We start from the raw sequence: 21,390 nt of genomic DNA, 5'->3' as shown, positions 1-21,390 counted from the left end.
ATGATCAAGCGTCGTCGTCCGCCTTTTTTGTTGTGTCGCCCCGATGGGTGAGGCGTCGGTCACAATTGGGGTTAGCATTCGTGTAAGGAAGTCAGTCTGGGGAGACGAGCTGCCCGCACTGCGGCAACAATCATCAACGGTCACAGGCGCGCCATGCTGGTGTGCGGTAGTTCTCAGGGGAATGATCTGAATGGCGCTGAAATGGGGATCTCGGTTCAAGGGGGAGGGCCTGCCTGATTCGCTGTTCGCGCAGGCACACGCTGCCATGTCGGAAGTATCCCTGATCACCGACGCGCACCAGCGAATCCTCCATGTCTCCGACTCGTTCACCGCCATTACCGGACATCGGCCGGAGGATGTGATGGGTCGGAACTGCAGCATGCTGCAGGGGCCCGGATCCGATCCCGAGACCAAGAGGGCCATGCGGGCTGCGGTGGCTGCAGGGGAGCCTTTCCGGGGCGAGATTCTCAACTACCGCAAGGACGGGTCGGCCTTCTGGAACGATCTCAGCATCACCCCGCTGCGCAACGTTGCGGGAAAGGTGACCCATTTCGTCAGCGTCCAGCGCGACATCAACACCCGAATGGCACTGCACGAACAGCTCCGGTTCCAGGCGTTGCACGATCCCGTGACCGGACTGCCCAACCGGGTGGCGCTCGCGGAGCGGCTGTCGGAAATCTTCACCGTCGGGGATCATTCCGAAGTCACGGCGGCGGTTGGCATGATCGACCTCGACGACTTTCGTGCGGTCAACAACGCCTTTGGCCATGAGGCCGGTGACCAGCTGCTCAAGGAATGGGGAGTGCGGATGCAGGCCAACCTGCGCGACGGCGACTTCCTCGGCCGGATGGGCGGTGACGAATTCGTCCTGGTGGTGCAGGATATTGACCGGGCTTCCGCGCCGGCTGTGCTCGCCAACATCCTCGACCTGCTCCACACTGCGTTGGAGCGGCCGTTCCTTGCCTCGGGCAGGAGTGTCAGGGTGGGTATGAGCATGGGGCTGGCGCTGTTTCCCCGGGATGGCTGTGACATGGCGTCCCTGCTGCGCAGCGCCGATGATGCGCTCTATCAATCGAAGAAGACGAAAACGAACCGTGCGCGGTGGTGGACGCTTGCAGCGATTGAGCCACTCGCCGAGGCTGGATCCAACCTGACGTACCTGCACGCCGGGGTCGCGGGTGCGGGGCCGCGTCCCGACGCCGATGTCATCGAGGCCTACCGGAAGGAACTGCGGTCGGGTGGCTTGGAAGCGCACATGCAGCCCGTCATCGACCTGCGGGATGGGTCTGTCCATTTGTTTGAGGCGCTGGCCCGGCTGCGGATGCCTGATGGGCGCCTGGTGGCTCCTGGCGAATTCCTCCCCTATTTGTCGGACGTTGAGCTTGATGACCTGTTTGCGCAGATGATTGATATGGCGGTGGGATGGGTTGCCGCCTGGGATAGGGACGGCCTCCACGCGAATATCTCGGTGAACCTTCCTCCCAGTACCCTGCTGAACCCCGAGTGCCTGGACCTGGTGCGCAGCTCGCTGCAGCGTCATGGGGTGTCCGCGGACAGGCTGGGTCTTGAACTGCTCGAATCCCAGACCCTCGAGTGGGAGGTGCAGCGGGATGCTCTGGACCAGCTGGTGGCGCTCGGCGTCGGGCTGGCCATGGATGACCTGGGGGCCGGCTACAGCAGCCTCAAACGGCTCTCCGCGCTCCCGTTCAGCGCGATCAAACTGGACCGCGAACTGCTGTCCGAAATCCGGAGGAAGCCGGTGGAAACACTGAGCATGATTGCCTCGCTCATCCAGATGGGCCGGGATTTCGGAATGAATGTGGCCATCGAAGGACTGGAGGATTTGGGGATAACTGAGGCCGCCGTCGTCCTCGGCTCGCCCCTGGGGCAGGGATACTACTTCTCCCGCCCCATCCCCGCCGCCGAGGCGGCGCAGTGGGCGGAAGGATTCACGCTGGACATTCATCCGGCGGCTCCGCGCACCTACCTCGGCGGGTTGGCCTACCACTGGCAGTTCGCGCGGTTGGGTGCACCACACCCCAGAGCGCTGGAAGAGTGCCCACTCACCTGGCTGCTCAACAACAGTCCCGCCAACGAGGACGTGATGCGCTGGCACGCCCAGCAGCACGACACGGATGCGAACCATCCTGCGGCGGGTCGGCTGCTGGTCGACTGGTTGGTGTATCAGATCCGCAGGAAGGTCGCCGACATCCCGGGAACCTTCACCCCGGTCTAACCATCTCGCCAAACTACAAAGCCTGCTTAGTATTAAGTGTAGGCTGGGAAGGTGGAGCAGGAACACTGCCCCATCCGAGCGTTTGGAGCGATCAATGACTGATGAGAATTCACCGAGCACCACCCCGCCTATCCCCGGGGCACCTTCGGTGGAGCCTCCCAGCCTGACGGAGCCGGTGGAACCTCGCGAGCCACTGCCGCCCAAACCAGATCAGGGCGCACCCGAGACGGTGTCGCCCACCGGCACCCCCACCGGAGCAGCAAAAACGGTCAACTCGCAGAGCGGGCGCTTCCTCACCACCGCCCAGGGCACGCGGGTCGCTGACACCGATCACTCACTTAAGGCGGGCCCCCGCGGTCCGGTGCTCCTGCAGGACCACCACCTGCGCGAAAAGATTACCCATTTCGACCACGAGCGCATCCCGGAGCGTGTCGTCCACGCCCGCGGCGCTGGTGCTCATGGAACCTTTGTGGCCAATGGTGCCGCAGCAGGCGTCACGAAGGCTGGCTTCCTCGCCAAAGACGTCGAGACGCCAGTCTTCGTGCGATTCTCCACAGTGTTGGGCTCGCGAGGCTCAGCTGACGCGGTGCGCGATACCCGCGGCTTCGCCACCAAGTTCTACACCGACGAGGGCACCTACGACCTCGTGGGAAACAACATCCCGGTGTTTTTCATCCAGGACTCCATCAAGTTCCCCGACGTGATCCACGCAGGCAAACCGCACCCGGACCGCGAGATCCCCCAGGCGCAGAGTGCCCACGACACGTTCTGGGATTTCGTCTCCCTGCATAGCGAAGCGCAGGCGCACACCATGTGGAACATGTCCGATCGAGGAATCCCGCGGTCGTACCGGACGATGGAAGGCTTCGGCGTCCACACCTTCCGGCTCCAGAACAAGGCGGGCGAGACCACGCTGGTGAAGATCCACTGGAAGCCCAAGCAGGGCGTGCATTCGCTGGTCTGGGAAGAAGCCCAGATCATCAACGGCATGGACCCCGACTTCCACCGCCGCGACCTCGCCGACTCGATTGAGGCCGGCGCCTTCCCGCAGTGGGACCTGGGCATCCAGACGTTCCCTGATACCGAAGACGAAATGTTCGAAGGCATCGACCTGCTGGACCCCACCAAGTTTGTCCCAGAAGAGTTGGCTCCCGTCCAGATCATCGGCACGATGACCCTGAACGCAAATCCGACCAACTACTTCGCTGAGACAGAGCAGATCGCCTTCCACCCGGGGCACCTGGTACCGGGCATCGACGTCACGAACGACCCCCTGCTGCAGGGCCGGCTGTTCTCCTACATCGATACCCAGATCAGTCGTCTCGGAGGGCCGAACTTCGCCCAGCTGCCGATCAACCGACCCCACGCACCGGTCAATGACATGCTCCGGGACGGAATGCACCAGACAGCGGTCCACGGCGGAGTGGCGCCCTACCGGCCCAACTCGCTCGACGGCGGATGCCCATTCCTCGCGGGCGAGGACATGAGCGCCTACATTGAGGTGCCTGAGGAACTGCCCGCGTCGCAGAAGGTGAGGGAAAGCCCCGCCACGTTCGAGGACCACTTCAGCCAGGTGCGGATGTTCTTCAAGTCCCTGACCCCGCTGGAGCAGGACCACGTCATCTCCTCCTACACCTTCGAACTGGGCAAGGTCTACGAAGAGACCCTGCGGGTTCGCCAGCTCCAGCATCTGGCCAACATCGACGAGCGTCTCGCTGCCGAGGTAGCCCTGGGTCTCGGTCTCACAGCTCCAGCACCAACCGTGCAGGTCGAGGATCACGAGCCAAGCCCCACCGTCTCGCAGATCGGCGGCACCTGGCCGGTCGACGGCCGGATCATCGGCATCATCGCCGACGCCAACAGCGACCTCACGGCCGTTGCCACCTTGACCAGCGGTATTCACGACGCCGGGATGGTTCCGCTGCTCATCGCTCCCACCGGCGGGAAGCTCGACGGCGGCATGGTGGTCCAGCGGACCTACCTCACCGCCCGCTCCACCGAGTTCGACGCACTGATCGTCGCCGGCGCTGCGACACCGGGCGACGACGCCGCCAACAGCCGGGACGCGAAGGCAGGATCCCCGGGGGGCACCATTGACCCACGGGTTGCCCTGCTTCTTTCCGAGGCGTTCAGGCACTCCAAGGCCATCGGTGGCGTAGGCGACGTGGCAGCAGTGCTGCAGGCCAGTGCCATCAGCATCGATGCGCCGGGCGTGGTGACCGGTGACGCCACACCTGTGCTCACCGCTCTAGGTGAACTGCTGGCCAAGCACCGCGTCTGGGACCGTTTTCCGGCACCCGCGCAGTAAATAGATCAACGACGACTGACCGCAGGAGAACGGTCCGGCGGTCAGTCGTCGTTTAACGCCCAACCGCGGCGGAGACGTGAAGTACAACTACTGTGGGTTCAGGCTGCCACCAGAACAGGAAGTGCTGAATGTTTGAGGCTTTTACGGAATTCGCGACGACGATTGACGGCGTCGAGATCGCAGGCCGGATCTCCCGTCCGACCGCCGATCCGAAGCCGGCTCTCCTGTTGCTGCATGGGCACCCGGAGTCCCACCTGATGTGGCACAAGATCGCCGACCGGCTCGCGGAAAAGTACACGGTGGTGATGCCGGACCTGCGGGGTTATGGCTCGTCGGGTCTGCCGGCCAGCGACCCGCAGCACCTCACCTACAGCAAGCGCACCATGGCCCGAGATCAGGCGCTGCTGATGCAACACTTCGGTGCTGAGCGCGGCTTCGAACAGTTCGCGGTCTGCGCCCACGACCGGGGCGCCCGCGTGGCCCACCGGCTGGTCGCCGATTACCCGGACCGGGTGACCGCCGCGATCCTTTTGGACATCGCCCCGACCCTTGACATGTATGAATCCACAGACCGGGCGTTCGCCGAGGCCTACTTCCACTGGTTCTTCCTGATCCAGCCGGAGCCGTTGCCCGAGTCGCTGATCGAAGCCAACCCGAGGGCCTACATCGAGAATCTGATGGGCAGCCGGTACGCCGGGCTCGCCCCGTTCCCGGCAGAGGTCCTGGACCGGTATGTTGGCGCCCTGTCCAGGCCCGGTGCGGTGCACGCCATGTGTGAGGACTACCGGGCGTCGTCGACCATCGACCTGGAGCACGACCGCCACGACCGGAACCACGGTCTCCTGATCGACACCCCGCTGCGGGTCCTGTGGGGCGAGCACGGAGTCGTCGGCAAGCAGTTCGACCCGCTGGCCCTCTGGCGGGCGGTGGCCCCCACTGCCACCGGCCGCGCGCTCGATGCCGGACACTACCTGCCCGAGGAGGCGCCCGAGGCCGTCCTGCAGGAGGTCCTCGCCTTTCTCTGAGCGGCATGCTCTGAGGGGAATGACGCGCGCCGAACGCTCCGGCGGCCCACCTGCCCCGCTAGGCGGGAAGCCGGTGGATTGCCGTTTGGATCGAGACAGCGGCTGCTCCCCGCGCCCACGCGCGGAAACCGGAGCGGTCCACGTGAATGTGTACCGGTTCGGCGTTGGGCCCCCGCTCAGCGTTGACAGCATTGGTGACGCGGTGGGCAACGAGGTCGTAAATTCCGATCCCCTCACCGGCCAGCACCACCGAGGACTGAAGGGTGAGGTTAGCCGCAAGGGCGATGAATCTGCCGAGGGCATCGCCCGCGGCGTTCACCACGGTCTGTGCTGAAGGCTCCCCGGCGGATGCCAACCGGAGGACTTCGTCGTAGCTGACGGGCCGCTGTAGTGCGGCCGAAACCTGCCCTGCGATCGCTCCGGATGTCAGCACGGCCTGTGCGCAGCCCCGATGGCCATCTGGGCAGACGGGTCCGCCCGCTGCGAGCGGGATGTGACCGCCGGTGCCCGCTCCGGCGTCGACGGTACGCACGGCCTGGCCGCCCACCACCAGGCCGTAGCCGACACCCGCTCCGATCGTGACGATGGCGAATCCCGGAAGGTCGCGGCCTATGCCGAACCAGCGCTCTGCCTCGGCGAGGGCGACGACGTCGTTTTCGACGGTGACTGGTGCGCCCACGCGTTCCGACAGCAGCTCCGCGAGGTGGACGCCGTGCCACTCCAGAAAGGGTGCGTGCTCCACGACCCCGTGCCGAACAAAGCCGCCCAGGCTGACGCCGACGCCGGTGAGGTCCTCGATCTCCAGATTGTTGATGCTGCGGGCTATGTCGTCGATGACGCCCCCCGGGCTGCGGTCCGTTAGCGGGTGATCAATCCATGCCATCGGTTCCGCCCGAATTCCGGTCGATACGGCGTAAAGGTGGGTTCCCGTGAGCTTCACCCCGACGAATCGGCCTTTATGGGGGGCGATGTCGAGTGGCCGCGATGGGCGTCCCACTGAACCGTCGGCGACGTCGTTGACCTCCACGAGTACCCCGCTATCCAGCAAGGGTTTCGCCAGACGGGTCAGGCTGGCGGCCGACAGGTCGAGCCGTGCCGTCAGCGCTGCCCGGGACAAGGGTCCGTGAATCAGCACCGCACGTGCGACTGCCACTTCTCCACTGCTCGCCATGATCGGTCTCCTCAGGTCTGTTGGTTCCACCCTGATCCTATTTCTTCCAGGCTAGAACTAATTTACCGCCACAGGGATAGCCGATCTTCGCCACGGAGCCACCAGTAGCGCTCGGCTCAACGAGTGCAGCGCGGCCGTCCGCTCGTGCTTCACCTGGGGTGTGCCGTGGGAAAATGCTGACCATGACCTCGTCCAACCTCACCAGTTCTACCCCTTCCAGTTCCACCCCCGCCGACCGCAGGCCCATCGTCGCAGTCCTGGTGGGGGACCGGCCCGTGATCGGACTGGAGCGCGTCGCAGCTCTCGCGGACATCCGCGAGACGGACGCGGCCGGCCTGCCGGCAGCCATCGACGGGGCCGACGTGCTCTACCTCTGGGATTTCTTCTCGGGCGCACTGGAACCGGCCTGGCAACACGCAGGTTCCCTGCAGTGGCTGCACGTGGCGGCGGCCGGCGTCGACAAGCTGCTGTTCCCGGGACTGGTCAACTCGCCGGTCACCGTGACCAATGCGCACGGCGTGTTTGATCGCCCCATGGCCGAGTACGTACTCGGCGCCATGCTCTTCGCCGCCAAAGGCTTCGGTCAGACCCGGGACTTTCAGCGCCAGTTGGTCTGGGGTCGGCGCACCACCCGGAACATCGCCGGCTCCCGGGTCCTCGTGGTGGGCACCGGCAGCATCGGGCGGTGCACCGCACGGCTCCTGACGGCGGCCGGAGCCAGGGTCGACGGCGCCGGCAGGAACGCCCGCACTAACGACCCCGACTTCGGTACAGTCCACGCCAGCTCCGACCTGGCGGCCCTGGCCGGCGGCTACGACTACCTGGTCATGGTGGCACCGCTGACCCCACAGACCAACGGAATGGTCAGCGCAGCTGTGCTTGACGCCATGGCTCCCACCTCGGTCCTGATCAACGTGGGGAGGGGAAAGCTGGTGGATGAGGCAGCATTGGTGCGAGTGCTCGACGACGGTGGCATCGCCGGGGCGGTGCTGGACACCTTCGCCGTCGAGCCACTACCGCCCTCCAGCCCGCTCTGGGGGATGGACCAGGTGCTCATCTCACCCCACATGGCCAGCGACGCCGACTCCTGGCTGGACGATCTGGCGCTTCAGTTCGAACGCAACTTCCTCACCTGGCATGCCGGGAAGGGGCTGCCCCATCCGGTGGACAAGATGCTCGGGTACGTGCCGACGTCGTCCGGGGACAGCCGTCAATAGGCGCCCGCCAAAATCAGGCCGGAATAGAAGCCAATCCTCCCGGCGTTGCCGCTAGTAGGATTCCCGCGCCCATACCCTTTCGAAGGACCTTCCGTGCCCCATAGCGCCCCGCCCGCCACTGAGACCCAGTCGGCCGAGCGTCCGGACGACATCGACAACGCCAAACGCAACCGGCTGGTGATCTCGCTGCTGCTGGTGTCGGCTTTTGTGGTGATCCTGAACGAGACGATCATGAGCGTTGCGCTGCAGACACTCACGGTTGACCTGGGCATCACCGTCAGTGCCGGGCAGTGGCTCACCACGGCCTTCATGCTCACCATGGCAGTGGTCATCCCGGTCACCGGGTTCCTGCTGCAACGGTTCCATACCCGTCCCGTATTCATGGCCGCCATGTCCCTGTTCAGCCTCGGCACCCTGGTCTCGGCGCTCGCGCCAGGGTTTGAGGTGCTCCTGGTCGGCAGGATCATCCAGGCCAGTGGCACCGCCATCATGATGCCGCTCCTGATGACCACCGTGATGACGCTCGTCCCCCCGGCCTCCCGCGGCCGCACCATGGGCAATATCGCCATCGTGATCTCCGTGGCGCCGGCCATCGGCCCCACCGTGTCCGGCCTGATCCTCAGTGTGCTGGACTGGCGCTGGCTGTTCTGGCTGGTCCTCCCCATCGCCGTCGGCGCACTGGTCCTCGGTGCCACCCGCATCCAGAACGTCACCACGCCGCGCCGCCTGCCCATTGACGTCCTTTCGGTCATCCTCTCGGCGCTTGCCTTCGGTGGGATCATCTACGGCCTCAGCCAGTTCGGCGAGGCTGCCGAAGGCGGGGGACCGGTACCGCCCTGGCTGCCACTCGTCGTCGGCGGTGTGGCGCTGGTGCTGTTCATCCTCCGGCAGCGCAGCCTGCAGTGCGCCGACCGTGCCCTGCTGGACCTGCGGACCTTCAAGTCCCGCACCTTCACCATCTCCATCCTGGTCATTTCGGTGTCCATGATGGCGCTTTTCGGAACCATCATCCTGCTGCCCCTCTACGTCCAGAACGTGCTCGGGCTCTCCCCAGTGGTAGCGGGTATGCTGCTGTTCCCGGGCGGCCTGACCATGGGACTGCTCGGCCCGATAGTGGGCCGCATCTATGACAGGCGCGGCCCCCGGGTCCTCGTGGTGCCGGGCGCGATCCTTGTCAGCCTGGTTTTCTGGGGTCTGACGATGCTCAGCGAAACCACCCCCTTCCTCATGGTGATGGTGGCTCACGTCTTCCTCAGCATCGGCCTCGCCCTGATGTTCACCCCGCTGCTGACCTCGGCCCTCGGGTCCGTCCGCCCGCAGCTCTACTCACACGGCAGTGCAATCGTGGGCACCGTTCAGCAGCTTGCGGGTGCCGCAGGCACCGCCCTGTTCATCTCGGTCCTGACCATCCAGGCCACCGCCCTGCTCGACGACGGCGCCTCCGAGGTGGCCGCCGAAGCCGGTGGCATCCAGGCCGCGTTCTTCTGCGGCGCGATCGTCTTCATGTTCGCCGTCGTAGCGGCCTTCTTCATCCGGAAGCCCGAAGACACGCCGGTCGACGCCGCAGAGGCTCCAGTCGACGGCGCCGGAGTACCAGCCGTTCACTAACCGGCCCGGCACGAGGGCTAGGGGTGCCTGACCCCGTCACCATTGATGACGGCCAGGTACCCCTCGCGGAACGTCGGATAGGTAAACCCGAACCCCGTGGCCAGCAGCGCCGCGTTGCTGAGGCGCTTCCCGGTTCCCCGCTTCGTTCCGCCGGTCCTGGCCGACGACGACGGTCCCACCGGCGGGGTCGGTAGACCCAACTGCGCGGCGAGGAACTCGACCACCTCACCCTGGTCAACGGGTTCATTGTCGACCCCGATGTACTCGGTCCCGGGGTTGCTGACCTGCGTGGTCAGGTGCACAATGGCCGCGGCCGCGTCATCGCGGTGGATCCGGTTGGTCCACTGGATCTCCTGCGGGACGACGGCGGTTCCCGCCGTCAGCTGGTCGATCAGCCGGGTACGCCCGGGCCCGTAGATCCCCGACAGCCGCAGGATAATGGCGTCCGGGCGGCGGGCTCGCAGGAGCTCCTCGGTGCTGGCCAGGATGGTCGCCGTTGGGGTGGCCGGAGCCACGGGGTGGGATTCGTCGATCCACTCGCCGTCGTCGCCCCCGTACACGGCGGTGGAGGACACCAGGAGTATGCGTGCGTCGATGCCGTCCCGGTCCAGGGCGTCGAGGAGATTGCCGGTGGCCTCCAGATAGGCGGCACGGTAGGCGTCCTCGGTGCGGCCGTCGGCTGCGGTAGCCATCACCACAATGTTCGTGTCCAGCGGGATGGTCGGCAACTCGCCGGTGAGATCCACGGCGACCCCGTCGAAGTGTGCCGGTAGCTTGTCCGCCGACCTCCGCCACCCGGTCACCCGGTGTCCGGCCGCCGCGAATCTCAGCCCGGCTTCGGTCCCCAGATCACCGCAACCGGCAATCAGTACTCCGCCCGGGATCGCCCTGTCCTCGCTCACGCCGTTACCCTTCTCGAACCGGCCGAAATGCCTTAAATGTCGAGCGTACAGTGGTGCGGGCCAGCTTGCTTCCCACCGATGGGGACCGTTCAGTGGGATAGTCCAGACATTCCCAGTGACTAAGCGCTGCCGGTGGGAAAGAAGGAACCCGCTGTGGGACTAGAGCGCCGGCGCGGGCTCCTAGCTGGCGGTCACCGACTTCAGCCCGGATTCGACCGCTGCCGCTGCTGCCCGCTTGTCCTTGCGGTGCCGGAGCTGGCCGATCAGCGTCACCACTGCCGACAGGACGGCCGAGAGTGCAATCCCGACCCAGAGGTCGATGTGCAGTGCGGCCGCTCCCACGAGGGCGCCGACCAGAATCAGTGCGATGGCGAGTGCCCGGCGTGCCCAGAAGGGACTCTTCCCTCCGGCGAGGCGTGAGTCCGAGGCCAGCCCGGTGATCGTGGAGGTCACGACGACGGTGGTGATCTCGGCGACCTTGAGGCGTTTTGCCGTGGCGGCCTGAACACCCATGGCCAGGGCGAGCGTGCTGGTGGTGATGCTGCCCAGCAGATGATCGTCGGTGACATCGATGAGGGCGGTGAAGAGAGCCAAACCGCCGATGAGCACGGTCACCGTGAGAAAGGTCAACGAGGTGCGTCCGCTCCACCCCTCGGGTGCCTTCCGCAACACCCGCCCGCCAATGACGGCGCCGACCATGAAGAAGAGCAACGCCAGGGCAGGTCTCAGTACCGGCAGGTCGCTGCCCCCGGCAATAGCCATGCCCAGCAGCACGACGTTTCCGGTCATGTTTCCGGTGAAGACCTGGTCCAGGCCCAGGAAACCGACGGCATCCACGACGCCGGTGGAAAAGGTAAGGGTCAGCATGAGCCACAGGTGGAGCCGGTCGGTGGGGACAGGCTGACGCTTCATGGGATCCTCCGTGCGGTGAGAGCTGGTGTGCAGAGTCTTGCTATACGAACCGTCACATTTCGAACGGCATGTATACAAAATACACCTTAAAGTTTATTGTTGTATGCAATCGGTCACATGAGACCTGCACCACATGCAGTCCCCGCCTCCTGAGCCAAGGATGAAAATGCCGCCCACACCACTGACGCCACCGGCCCCGCCGGAAACGCCCGACACACCGGAAACGCCTGACACGCGATCACGGTCGCCGTTCAAACTGGCCGGCGTGTTTGCCAGCGCCGCCGCCGTGGCCCTCGCGATGACCGCCTGCCAGCCACTACAGGCTCTTGAACCAGCACCCGAGCGCGAAGAGGTCACCACCGCGTCCCTCGACGGCAAGACCATTGTCGAGGGCGGGGACCTGGTGATGGCGCTCTCCGCCGAACCGGATCGCCTGGACCCGACGACGTCGTCGTCGCTCTACACGCGCTACGTCATGCAGACCATGTGCCAGAAGCTCTACGACATCGATGCGTCGGGCGAGCTGGTTCCCCAGCTCGCCACTGAACTCCCCGAGGTCTCCGAGGACGGACTCACCATCTCCATCCCGGTCCGTCAGGACGCCGTGTTCGCCGACGGCGCCGAGTTTAACGCCGAGGCGGTCCGTCAGACACTCGACCGGCACCTCAACCTCGAGGGATCCTCCCGTGCCAGCGAGCTCGGACCGATCACCAGCATCGAAACGACCGACGAGTACACGGTTGAGATCACCTACGAGACGCCCTTCGCGCCGCTGACCGCTGCACTGGCCGACCGGGCCGGGATGATGCTCTCACCCGAGGCCCTTGACGCGACGGGGGAGAACTTCGGTGACAACCCCGTCTGCGTGGGGCCGTTCAAATTCGTCGACCGGGTGCCGCAGACCTCGATTTCCGTCGAACGGGACCCCCTGTACTACGACGCCGAGAACGTCCACCTGGACACCATCACCTACCGGATCATCACCGACGCGAATATCCGCGCGGCAAACCTGCGATCCGGTGACGTCCATGTCGCCGACACCATCTCGCCGCAGGACATTGATGCTCTGACGCAGGAGAACGGCATCGGCATACTTCAGGTCGGGTCCCTCGGCTACCAGGGTCTGACCATCAACCTCGGCAACACCGAGGGAGTCGGCGAACCGGTCGGCACCATCGACACTCCGCTGGCGCAGGAGGCAGCGGTGCGGATGGCCCTGTCCATGTCGATTGACCGCGAAGCCCTGGTGAACACCGTGTTCAACAGCTGGTACCAGCCGGCCTGTTCGCCCATCTCCCCGGAAAGCCCCTTCACCTCAGAGCTCAGCGAAGACTGCCCGCCGTTCGACCCGGAAGGCGCCGTCGCCCTGCTGGAGGAGGCCGGCATCGAAACTCCCTACGACATCGAAATGCAGGTCTCCAACGCTCCCGACACGCTCCGGTTCGCGCAGGCCCTCCAGGCCGCCGTCTCCGAGGAGGGTGCGTTCAGCCTGAAGATCGTCCCGGTCGAGTACTCCACCCTGCTGGATGTGCAGTCACGCGGTGACTTCGAGATGCTGCAGCTCGGCTGGTCCGGCCGCGTCGACCCGCACGGCAACATGTTCAACTTCCTCTCCACCGGGGGAGGCAACAACTACTCCGGTTACAGCGTTGAGGAGGCAGACACCCTGCTCCGGCAGGCAGCGCAGGCCACTGACGACGACGAACGCGCCGAACTGTATGGCCAGGTGGTCGAGAAGATCCAGGTAGACAACCCACTGATCTACCTCTACCGGGTGCGCAGCCTGACCGCCTACACCACCAACATCGCCGGGGTGGAAACCTTCGCCGATGGCGTGGTGCACCTGTCCAACGTGGCCTTCATCGAGACCGAAGGGGCACAGCCATGATCCGCTACGTCGGCACCCGGCTCTGGCAGTCGGCGCTCACCCTGATCCTGGCATCACTGGTGGTGTTCATCGGCGTCCGCCAGCTACCCGGCGACCCGGCACTGGCCATGGCCGGGGAGGAAGCCACCCCCGAACGGGTGGAGGCCATCCGCGAGCAGCTGGGGTTGAACGAGTCGCTGACCAGCCAGTACTTGACGTTCCTCGGGAACATCTCCCGCGGTGACTTCGGCGAGTCCACCCGCACCGGGACCCCGGTTACCGAGCTCATCGCCACCACCCTGCCGGTCACGCTATGGCTGTCGGCCTACGCGATCGTCGTCGCGGTCGTCGTCGGCATCCTCTTTGGCGTCATCGCCGAACGGTTCCGCGGGCGGTGGCCGGAATGGCTGGCCAACGGGTTCGCGCTTATCGGATTGTCGGTCCCGAACTTCTGGCTGGGAATCCTCGCGATCCTCTACCTGGCGGTGACGCTCGGCTGGTTCCCGGCGTCGGGCTACGTTGACGTCGCCAGCGACCCGCTGCGCGGCCTCTATTACCTCACCCTCCCGGCGATCATCCTGGGCACCGGACTGGCCGCGGTGATCATGCGGCAGACCCGCGCGTCGATGATCGAAACGATGAACACCGACTATGTGCGCACCGCCCGGGCCAAGGGCCTGGGCCGGGGCAGGGTCCTGATGCGCTACGGCCTGCGGAACTCGCTGATCGTGGTTGTGACCATCGTTGGCCTGCAACTCGGTGGGCTGATCTCCGGTGCTGTGGTGACCGAACGGATCTTCGCGCTTCCCGGCTTCGGGAAGCTCACCCTCGACGCAGTGTTTACCCGTGACTACCCGGTCATCCAGGCCGTGGTCCTGATCATCACCGTTTCCTACATTGTGATCAACCTGGCCGTGGACATCCTGTACTCAGTCGTCAACCCGAAAATCCGAGTCGGAGGAGCCAACTGATGGCCGCCACAGAAATCGCCCCCACAGGCTCCGGCCCAGGCGCCGGACCGGGCAACGGTCCGGGCACCGGAGCGGAAACCGCGGGCCTCGGCTCGGCGCGTGGCCGGATCTGGCGCTCGCTGCGCCGGAACCCGCTCGGCATTGCCGGCGGCATCATGCTGGCGCTGGTGGTCCTCGCCGCCGTGCTGGCCCCGGTGATCGCTCCCTATGACCCCACCGAGGTCCACTTCGAGGCACCCTTCCAGGACCCCCTGACCGTCGGGTTCCTCCTGGGCACCGACGACCTGGGCCGGGACATCTTCTCCCGCATGCTCTTCGGCATGCAGGCGTCGCTCCAGGTGGGTGCGCTGTCGGTGCTGCTCGCCGTCGTCATCGGCACGCCTCTGGGGCTGCTGGCCGGCTACTGGAAAGGGTTCGACGCCGTCATCTCCCGCCTCACCGACGTCACCCTGGCGTTCCCGTTCCTGATCATCGCCGTCGGGCTGGCCGCGATCAGCGGTCCGAGCCTGTCCAACGCCGCGATCGCCCTGGGGATCGCGCAGATCCCCACCATGATCCGGGTGGTCCGCGGCGAGACGCTGCGGATCAAGGAAAGCGACTTTGTCTTGGGGGCGCGCACCATGGATGCCTCGGGGCTGCGGATCATGGCTCAGCACGTGCTGCCCAACGCGGCCTCGGCGATCATCGTCCAAGCCACTGTGATCATGCCGGTCGCGGTGATCGGCGAAGCACTGCTGTCCTTCCTCGGCCTCGGCATCCAGCCTCCAACACCTAGCCTGGGTATCATGCTCTCGGATGCACAGCAGTACATTTTCAGGTCTCCCACGGCTGCCATCTTCCCCGGCATCGCGATCGCCGTGATCTGCCTGGCGTTCAACCTGTTTGGGGATGCACTGCGCGACGCACTCGATCCCACCAGCACCTCCCGTTCCCGCAAGAAGAACCGAAAGTGACTCGATGACCTACACCACCCCAGCTACCTTCACCACGCGGCCCACCCTGGAGGGCACCTTCGGAATGACCGCGTCCACCCACTGGCTGGCCACCGCGTCGGCGCAGGCGGTCCTCGAGCGTGGCGGGAACGCTTTCGACGCCGCCGTCGCCAGTGCCTTTGTGCTGCACGTGGTCGAGCCGCACCTGAACGGCCCCGGCGGCGATATGACCGGCGTGTTTGCCACCGCCGAGAACCCGTCCGAACCCATCGTCCTGATGGGGCAGGGCCCAGCCCCCGCCGCCGCCACCCGCGAGCACTACCTCGCGGAGGGACTGGAACTGGTGCCCGGCTCCGGTGCGCTCGCCGCCGCGGTGCCCGCCGCCGTCGACGCCTGGCTGCTGCTGCTCCGCGATCACGGCACCTGGGAACTCGGCGACGTACTGGCCTTCGCCATCGGCTACGCCCGCAACGGGCACCCGATCGTGGGACGGGTGGGCTCCACCATCTCCTCGGTCGCCGAACTGTTCACCGAGCACTGGCCGACGTCGGCAGCGCTCTGGATGCCCGAGGGTCGGGCCCCCGCCGCCGGCGACATGGTCAAGAACGAGGCCTACGCCTCCGTCCTGGACCGGCTGGCCGCAGCCGGCGCACCCGGAGCCACGCGGGAGGAGCGCATCGACGCAGCCCGGCGCGAATGGAGCGAAGGTTTCGTCGCGCAGGCCGCCGTCGCCTTCTCCGCCCAGCCGCACCGTCACTCCTCCGGCACGGACCACGCAGGAGTGATGAGCCTCGAGGACTTCGCCGGCTGCCAGGCCGGCTACGAGCCAGCCACCACCTTCGAGTTCCGCGGCTACACCATCGCGAAGACCGGCGCCTGGGGGCAGGGGCCCGCCTTGCTGCAGACCCTCGCCATCCTCGCCGGGTACGACGACGAGCACCTCGACCCGTCCACCGCGCTCGGCGCCCACACCATCCTCGAGGCGCAGAAGCTGGCGATCGCGGACCGGGAGGCCTACTACGGCGACGCCGACATCCCCCTGGAGTACCTCTTGTCCGAGGAGTACGCCGCTGAGCGCCGCACGCTGATCACCGAGAAGGCATCTGCCGAGTTCCGGCCCGGGACCGTGCCCGGCCGCGAACCCTTCATCCCGCCGCTGCGCACCGAATACACGGCCCCAGCCCTCGCTGGCGTGGGCGCGATGGCGGGCGTCGGCGAACCGACCGTCTCGCGCAGCGGTGAGACCCGCGGGGACACCTGCCACATCGACGTCGTCGACCAGTGGGGCAACATGGTCTCCGCCACGCCGTCGGGCGGCTGGCTGCAGTCCTCACCGACCATCCCCGAGCTCGGGTTCTGCCTGGGGTCCCGGCTGCAGATGACCTGGCTGGAGGACGGGGCGCCGTCGACCCTGCGCCCGGGCAAGCGGCCTCGCACCACGCTGACACCGACCCTGATCCTGAAGGACAGCGTTCCCGTGGTGGCGTTGGGTTCGCCCGGAGGGGACCAGCAGGACCAGTGGCAGCTGCTCTACATTCTGCGGACCATCGTCGGCGGCTACTCGCCGCAGCAGGCGATCGACGCACCCTCGCTGCACACCACGTCAATCCCCGGGTCGTTCTACCCCCGGGCCTGGGAGCCCGGCGGGGCTGTGGTCGAGGACCGTCTCGGTGAGGATGTCATCACCGACCTGGAGGACCGCGGCCACGTCGTCACCCGCGCGGGAGACTGGGCCCTCGGCCGAATTTCCTCTGTGGTGAGCGACCCCGCAACCGGCGTCCTGAAGGCCGCCGCCAACCCGAGAGGAGCGCAGGGCTATGCAGCAGGGCGATGACCTGAACGGAGATAAGTTGACCGCAGTGGAGTCCGACAAGGTGTCCCGCGAGGTCCTGCTCAAGGTCGAGAACCTCGAGGTAACGTTCGGTTCCGCCCCCGTCCTCCACGACGTCAGTTTCGAGCTGCGGCGGGGGGAGCGGGTGGCGATCGTGGGCCAGTCCGGTTCCGGCAAGTCCACCACCATCGGCGCCATCCTGCAGCTGCTGCCCGGTGACGGGTACGTCTCCAACGGATCGATCCGCTTGGGGTCCTCCGGTGACGTGGTCGACCTGGCCGATGCGTCGGACGCCCAGATGCGCTCCATCCGCGGCTCGCGCCTCGGCCTGGTCCCGCAGGACCCGATGTCCAACCTCAATCCGTCGATGAAGGTGGGCCCGCAGATCGCCGACGCGCTGATCTCCAACCGGGAGCCGGGCAGCGAACGGCTCGACCGGGCACAGGTGAAGTCGCGTGCCGTGGCGCTGATGGCGGAGGCGGGAATTCCCGACGCCGAACGCAGGTACGGGCAGTACCCGCACGAGTTCTCCGGCGGCATGCGCCAGCGGGTGCTCATCGCGATCGCACTCGCCGGGGAGCCGGAACTGCTGATCGCTGACGAGCCGACGTCGGCCCTCGATGTGACAGTGCAGCGGCAGATCCTGAACCACCTGCAGAACCTGGTGGACGCCCGCGGCACGTCACTGCTGTTCATCACCCACGACCTGGGCCTGGCCGCAGACCGCACCGACCGCATCATCGTGATGTCCGAGGGGCGCATCGTCGAGGTGGGCACACCGCGCGAGATCCTCCTCAACCCGCAGGAGGACTACACCAAGGCCCTCGTGGCGGCGGCGCCGTCGGTCGCGGCGGTACTCGGCCGGGAACCGGCGGGCGGTGGCATGTCCTCCATCGCCGGTCCCGAACCGATCCTGGTCATCCGCGACCTGTTCAAGGAATTCAAGCTGCGCGGCCAGCGCGGCGGGACCGTCCAGGCGGTGAAGGATGTGTCCTTCAGCGTGCAGCGGGGGACGACCACCGCCGTCGTCGGCGAATCCGGGTCGGGCAAGACCACCGTGGCCCGGATCATCCTGGGCCTGGAAACCGCCACCTCGGGCAACGCACTGATCGACGGCCAGACGATCACCGCCAGCCGTGGGCAGCAGCGCAGGGCGCTGAGGCGCAAGGTGCAACCGGTGTTCCAGGACCCGTACGGCTCGCTCGACCCGACGTTCAGCATTGAACGGCTGATCGACGAACCCCTGCGGATCTTCAAGGTGGGGGACAAGGAGAGCCGCCGGAAGAAGGTAGCCGACCTGCTGGATCAGGTGGGCATGCCACACAGCATGGCGCAGCGCCGGCCGAACGAACTTTCCGGTGGGCAGCGCCAGCGCGTGGCCATCGCGCGGGCCCTGGCACTGGAGCCAGAAATGCTCATCCTCGACGAGGCGGTGTCTGCCCTGGACGTGCTGGTGCAGGACCAGATCCTGCGGCTGCTCGCCGATCTGCAGGACCGGCTGGGGCTGACCTACCTGTTCATCAGCCACGACCTCGCCGTCGTCCGGCAGATTGCCGATAATGTGGTGGTCATGAAGGCAGGCGAGGTGATGGAATCGGGAACCGTGGACCAGGTGTACAACCGGCCCGAGTCCGGGTACACCCGGGAACTGCTGGGAGCGATTCCCGGTGCTGCCTTTGCTGCCTGACCCCAGGCCGGCCGAGCCGGCACCCAAACAGCGGGTGCAGGACGAGATCCGGCACGACATTATTTTCGGTTCGCTCCAGCCGGGTACCCGGGTGACCGAGGCGGTGCTCGCCGCGAAGTACGGGGTGTCCCGCATCCCGGTGCGGGAGGCGCTGCGCGCGCTGGAGGCGGAGGGGTTCGTCGAGTCCAAGCCCTACGCCGGATCAACCGTCTCGGAGATCCCGGTGGACGACGCCGACGATCTCTTCTCCGTCCGCGAGGCGCTGGAGGCCGCCACGGCGCGGCGTGCGGCGCGACGCGCGGCCGCGCAGTTCAGTGCCGGTGCCCCGAGCGCTGAGTGGTGGAGGGTGCGCCGGCAGCTCGCTGACCTGCTCGACGACGGCGATCAGGCCGTCACCGCGGGCAACCTCGAACTGCTGCCGGAACTGAACATCAGGTTCCACCTCGGTATCGCGGAACTGAGCGGCAGCGCCTCCCTGACGGCGTTGCTGCGCCAGATTTCCGGCAAGATCGAATGGCTCTACGCCACCGACGTCGACAACCGGGGCAAACAGTCCTGGAGCGAGCACCGGCTGATCATGGCCGCGATCGACGCCGGCAACCCCGCCGAGGCCGAGCGGCTGATGGCTGGCCACGTCCACCAGTCGCGGGTGGGATACCTGGACCGCTTCGCCGCACCCTGACGGGTTCGCAGATTAGAGGAGGGGGCGGAGCGGGGCGAGAATGGCCTCGCTGACGCGGGCCACAATGTGGCGGCGCTCCCACTCCTTGCTGGTCAGGATCCGGCTGTTCCCGCTGTCCACGGCGAAGATCTTCTCCATGCTGTCGGCGAGGCCCTCGTCGAAAATTTCCAGGTTGATCTCGTAGTTCCCGGTCAGGCTCAACCGGTCAATGTTGGCGGTGCCCACGGTGGACCACTGGCCGTCCACGGTGGCAGTCTTCGCGTGGATCATGGCGTTCTGGTAGAGCAGCACCTGGATCCCGTTCTCCAGCAGCGACGAATAGAACCCCCGGGACAACCAGTCGGACAGCACGTGGTTGGATTCCTCCGGCAGGATTACCCGCACATCCACCCCGCGCTTGCTGGCACGCAACAGGGCATTGAGGATCTGCTGGTCCGGGATGAAGTAGGCGGTGGTGATGTAGATGTGGTCCCTGGCGCGGTTGATCGCGTCGAGGTAGACCCCGCGGATGGGGAACACCAGGTTCGCCGGGATGTTGTTGACCGCACGGAGGCGTGGCTCCCAGAACTCGGCACTGATGTCGTCCAATGGACGACGGGACCGTGAGGAGGTCAGGTTCCAGACGCTGACGAAGGCTTCCCTGAGTTCCCAGACCGACGGGCCCACGATCCGCAGGTGGGTGTCGCGCCACTTGGTGGCATAGAGGCTGCCGATGTTGTAGCCGCCCACAAACCCGGTGGTCTCGTCGACAACCAGCAGTTTGCGGTGGTCGAAGCCGGTGCCCCGGATGTTCGTGAAGATGATCGACGGTCGGAACACCGGAAACCTGAAGACCCGCACAGCGGGGTGGAACTTGTAGAACGACCGCCTGACCACGAGGTTTGCGAACCCGTCGTAGATGACATAGACCTTCACCCCGCGCGCGGCGGCGTCGTTGAGGGCATCCCGGAAGGCACGGCCGACGGCGTCGCCCTTCCAGATGTAGGTTTCCATCAGGATCTGGTGCTCGGCGGACCGGATCGCCTCGAGCATTGACTCGTAGAGGTCCTCGCCATAGGTGTAGACGGTGGTTGCCGAGCCTGCGACCCGCCCCTCGAAGATGCCCGGCTTGGGGAACCCCTCGCGCTTGGTCCTGATCTTCTTCTGGACCGTGTCAATAATCACCAGGGTTGCGGCGACCGCAGCCTGCAGGACACCGAGGGCCATCAGAGCCCTCCGAACGACAGTGCTTGCGAAACCGACAACGCGCTTGGGGTGGTGAAGAGGCATACTCACGAGCCTATCGCCACGCGGTGAAAACCTGCTCCACCTGCTGTGTCACAGAGTGGGCACTATCCGCCAGGACCCGGGCGACCGCACCACCGGAGGCGGTGTCGAATCGGGTCAGGCTCGTGCTCTGGAGGACCGGAGGCGTGAAGCCCAGGGCCGTTACGGCGCCCAGCACCCGGGTACCACCGAGCACTCCCACCGCCGACCGGTGGTCCCCGGTCAGATCCAGTTCCTCGACCAGAAGATCCCCGGCAGGTCCGGTGCAACGCACCGAGCTGCGCAGCTCCCCTGGCCGCTCCCCGGTGCGGCCGCGCACCAGGACCTCCTGCAGGACGAGCCGTGCGCCCGCCGCCAGCGACACCCGGGTTTCCCTGAGGACATTGGCGCCCTCAGCCACGACCAGCGGTGCCCCGGCCCACAGCAACGTGCCGCCGTCGGCGACGGTCGCCGAAAGCCGCCACCGGGCCTGCACACCCGCCGCGTTGTAGGCGACGAGGCCCGCCGGTTCCACCACCTCAAGGGTGACCCCGGCGCCCACCGACACCTCGATCAGCACCTCGTCGCCACCGAGGAGCATCATGGAGATCCCGATCAGGGCGACGCGCGCGTGGGTGGGGTCCACTCCCGCCCCGGGGCTGCCGGCCAGGGGATGCACTGGGCGTGGGGCGAGGAACTGGCCCTGGTCCAGCACCGAATAGCTGGCCCGCCCGCGGGCCAGCTCGACGCCGATCCGGGTGGGACGTACCGGCTCACCCGTCGATCCTTCACCCAT

16 protein-coding genes are annotated in these 21,390 nt (G+C 66.4%); 11 read left to right on the top strand and 5 right to left on the bottom strand.

All coding sequences use genetic code 11. From position 1 onward, the window contains the following. Positions 1–190 precede the first annotated feature (190 nt). From IWX64_RS11115 to IWX64_RS11105, 3 genes are all read left to right on the top strand, one after another. Complete coding sequence (locus IWX64_RS11115) at positions 191–2,236, top strand: putative bifunctional diguanylate cyclase/phosphodiesterase (protein ID WP_196867190.1); 2,046 nt, start codon at positions 191–193, stop codon at positions 2,234–2,236. A 94-nt stretch (positions 2,237–2,330) separates the two neighbouring features. Beyond that, complete coding sequence (locus tag IWX64_RS11110; RefSeq protein WP_196867189.1) at positions 2,331–4,544, top strand: catalase; 2,214 nt, start codon at positions 2,331–2,333, stop codon at positions 4,542–4,544. A gap of 128 nt (positions 4,545–4,672) precedes the next feature. Beyond that, the gene (locus IWX64_RS11105; protein WP_196867188.1) at positions 4,673–5,569 is read left to right on the top strand and encodes an alpha/beta fold hydrolase; all 897 of its coding nucleotides are present in this window, start codon (positions 4,673–4,675) and stop codon (positions 5,567–5,569) included. Between the two features lie 58 nt (positions 5,570–5,627). Here the strand turns inward: IWX64_RS11105 and IWX64_RS11100 are convergent, their stop codons facing one another. Continuing rightward, on the bottom strand, positions 5,628–6,740 hold the full coding sequence (locus tag IWX64_RS11100; protein ID WP_196867187.1) for an ROK family protein: 1,113 nt from the start codon (positions 6,738–6,740) through the stop codon (positions 5,628–5,630). 182 nt (positions 6,741–6,922) lie between these two features. Between IWX64_RS11100 and IWX64_RS11095 the strand changes: the two genes are divergently transcribed. Beyond that, on the top strand, positions 6,923–7,957 hold the full coding sequence (locus tag IWX64_RS11095; RefSeq protein ID WP_196867186.1) for a D-2-hydroxyacid dehydrogenase: 1,035 nt from the start codon (positions 6,923–6,925) through the stop codon (positions 7,955–7,957). 93 nt (positions 7,958–8,050) lie between these two features. After that, a complete protein-coding gene (locus tag IWX64_RS11090) occupies positions 8,051–9,565 on the top strand; it encodes an MDR family MFS transporter (RefSeq protein ID WP_442859049.1) in 1,515 nt (504 codons plus the stop codon). Between the two features lie 17 nt (positions 9,566–9,582). Here the strand turns inward: IWX64_RS11090 and IWX64_RS11085 are convergent, their stop codons facing one another. Beyond that, a complete protein-coding gene (locus tag IWX64_RS11085) occupies positions 9,583–10,467 on the bottom strand; it encodes an SDR family oxidoreductase (protein ID WP_196867185.1) in 885 nt (294 codons plus the stop codon). A gap of 180 nt (positions 10,468–10,647) precedes the next feature. Beyond that, on the bottom strand, positions 10,648–11,379 hold the full coding sequence (locus tag IWX64_RS11080) for a YoaK family protein (protein WP_196867184.1): 732 nt from the start codon (positions 11,377–11,379) through the stop codon (positions 10,648–10,650). A 166-nt stretch (positions 11,380–11,545) separates the two neighbouring features. Here IWX64_RS11080 and IWX64_RS11075 point away from each other — a divergent pair, with 166 nt between their 5' ends. From IWX64_RS11075 to IWX64_RS11050, 6 genes are read left to right on the top strand one after another with little or no spacing between them, the layout of a single operon-like run. Continuing rightward, positions 11,546–13,267: an ABC transporter substrate-binding protein gene (locus IWX64_RS11075; protein ID WP_196867183.1), complete on the top strand. Its 1,722-nt coding sequence runs from the start codon at positions 11,546–11,548 to the stop codon at positions 13,265–13,267. After that, positions 13,264–14,217, top strand: a complete 954-nt coding sequence (locus IWX64_RS11070) for an ABC transporter permease (protein WP_196867182.1) — start codon at positions 13,264–13,266, stop codon at positions 14,215–14,217. Before IWX64_RS11075 ends, IWX64_RS11070 begins: the two co-directional genes overlap by 4 nt. After that, complete coding sequence (locus IWX64_RS11065; protein WP_196867181.1) at positions 14,217–15,170, top strand: ABC transporter permease; 954 nt, start codon at positions 14,217–14,219, stop codon at positions 15,168–15,170. The genes IWX64_RS11070 and IWX64_RS11065 overlap by 1 nt, the downstream gene beginning before the upstream one ends. Positions 15,171–15,174: 4 nt before the next feature. Continuing rightward, complete coding sequence (locus IWX64_RS11060; RefSeq protein WP_196867180.1) at positions 15,175–16,983, top strand: gamma-glutamyltransferase family protein; 1,809 nt, start codon at positions 15,175–15,177, stop codon at positions 16,981–16,983. Beyond that, positions 16,967–18,667 (top strand): dipeptide ABC transporter ATP-binding protein, encoded by a 1,701-nt coding sequence (locus IWX64_RS11055; protein WP_196867179.1) that lies wholly within the window; start codon positions 16,967–16,969, stop codon positions 18,665–18,667. Before IWX64_RS11060 ends, IWX64_RS11055 begins: the two co-directional genes overlap by 17 nt. Then, positions 18,648–19,349 carry a GntR family transcriptional regulator gene (locus IWX64_RS11050; protein WP_334683255.1) on the top strand — a complete coding sequence of 234 codons (702 nt, stop codon included), beginning with the start codon at positions 18,648–18,650 and terminating at the stop codon, positions 19,347–19,349. Before IWX64_RS11055 ends, IWX64_RS11050 begins: the two co-directional genes overlap by 20 nt. A gap of 12 nt (positions 19,350–19,361) precedes the next feature. Here the strand turns inward: IWX64_RS11050 and IWX64_RS11045 are convergent, their stop codons facing one another. Both IWX64_RS11045 and IWX64_RS11040 read right to left on the bottom strand, forming a co-directional pair. Then, positions 19,362–20,555 (bottom strand): phospholipase D-like domain-containing protein, encoded by a 1,194-nt coding sequence (locus IWX64_RS11045; RefSeq protein WP_196867249.1) that lies wholly within the window; start codon positions 20,553–20,555, stop codon positions 19,362–19,364. A 73-nt stretch (positions 20,556–20,628) separates the two neighbouring features. After that, positions 20,629–21,390 (bottom strand): urease accessory protein UreD, encoded by a 762-nt coding sequence (locus tag IWX64_RS11040; protein WP_196867178.1) that lies wholly within the window; start codon positions 21,388–21,390, stop codon positions 20,629–20,631.

The sequence above is a fragment of the Arthrobacter sp. CAN_A212 genome (genome assembly GCF_015752345.1).
Taxonomy (GTDB): domain Bacteria; phylum Actinomycetota; class Actinomycetes; order Actinomycetales; family Micrococcaceae; genus Arthrobacter_D.
This window is presented reverse-complemented; position numbering and strand designations above follow the sequence as displayed.

Excerpts from the sequence above, each read along its gene's own strand:
- IWX64_RS11115 (WP_196867190.1), top strand. The coding sequence starts at position 191 with ATGGCGCTGAAATGGGGATCTCGGTTCAAGGGGGAGGGCCTGCCTGAT.
- IWX64_RS11110 (WP_196867189.1), top strand. The coding sequence starts at position 2,331 with ATGACTGATGAGAATTCACCGAGCACCACCCCGCCTATCCCCGGGGCA.
- IWX64_RS11105 (WP_196867188.1), top strand. The coding sequence starts at position 4,673 with ATGTTTGAGGCTTTTACGGAATTCGCGACGACGATTGACGGCGTCGAG.
- IWX64_RS11100 (WP_196867187.1), bottom strand. The coding sequence starts at position 6,740 with ATGGCGAGCAGTGGAGAAGTGGCAGTCGCACGTGCGGTGCTGATTCAC.
- IWX64_RS11095 (WP_196867186.1), top strand. The coding sequence starts at position 6,923 with ATGACCTCGTCCAACCTCACCAGTTCTACCCCTTCCAGTTCCACCCCC.
- IWX64_RS11080 (WP_196867184.1), bottom strand. The coding sequence starts at position 11,379 with ATGAAGCGTCAGCCTGTCCCCACCGACCGGCTCCACCTGTGGCTCATG.
- IWX64_RS11075 (WP_196867183.1), top strand. The coding sequence starts at position 11,546 with ATGCCGCCCACACCACTGACGCCACCGGCCCCGCCGGAAACGCCCGAC.
- IWX64_RS11070 (WP_196867182.1), top strand. The coding sequence starts at position 13,264 with ATGATCCGCTACGTCGGCACCCGGCTCTGGCAGTCGGCGCTCACCCTG.
- IWX64_RS11065 (WP_196867181.1), top strand. The coding sequence starts at position 14,217 with ATGGCCGCCACAGAAATCGCCCCCACAGGCTCCGGCCCAGGCGCCGGA.
- IWX64_RS11060 (WP_196867180.1), top strand. The coding sequence starts at position 15,175 with ATGACCTACACCACCCCAGCTACCTTCACCACGCGGCCCACCCTGGAG.
- IWX64_RS11055 (WP_196867179.1), top strand. The coding sequence starts at position 16,967 with ATGCAGCAGGGCGATGACCTGAACGGAGATAAGTTGACCGCAGTGGAG.
- IWX64_RS11045 (WP_196867249.1), bottom strand. The coding sequence starts at position 20,555 with ATGGCCCTCGGTGTCCTGCAGGCTGCGGTCGCCGCAACCCTGGTGATT.
- IWX64_RS11040 (WP_196867178.1), bottom strand. The coding sequence starts at position 21,390 with ATGGGTGAAGGATCGACGGGTGAGCCGGTACGTCCCACCCGGATCGGC.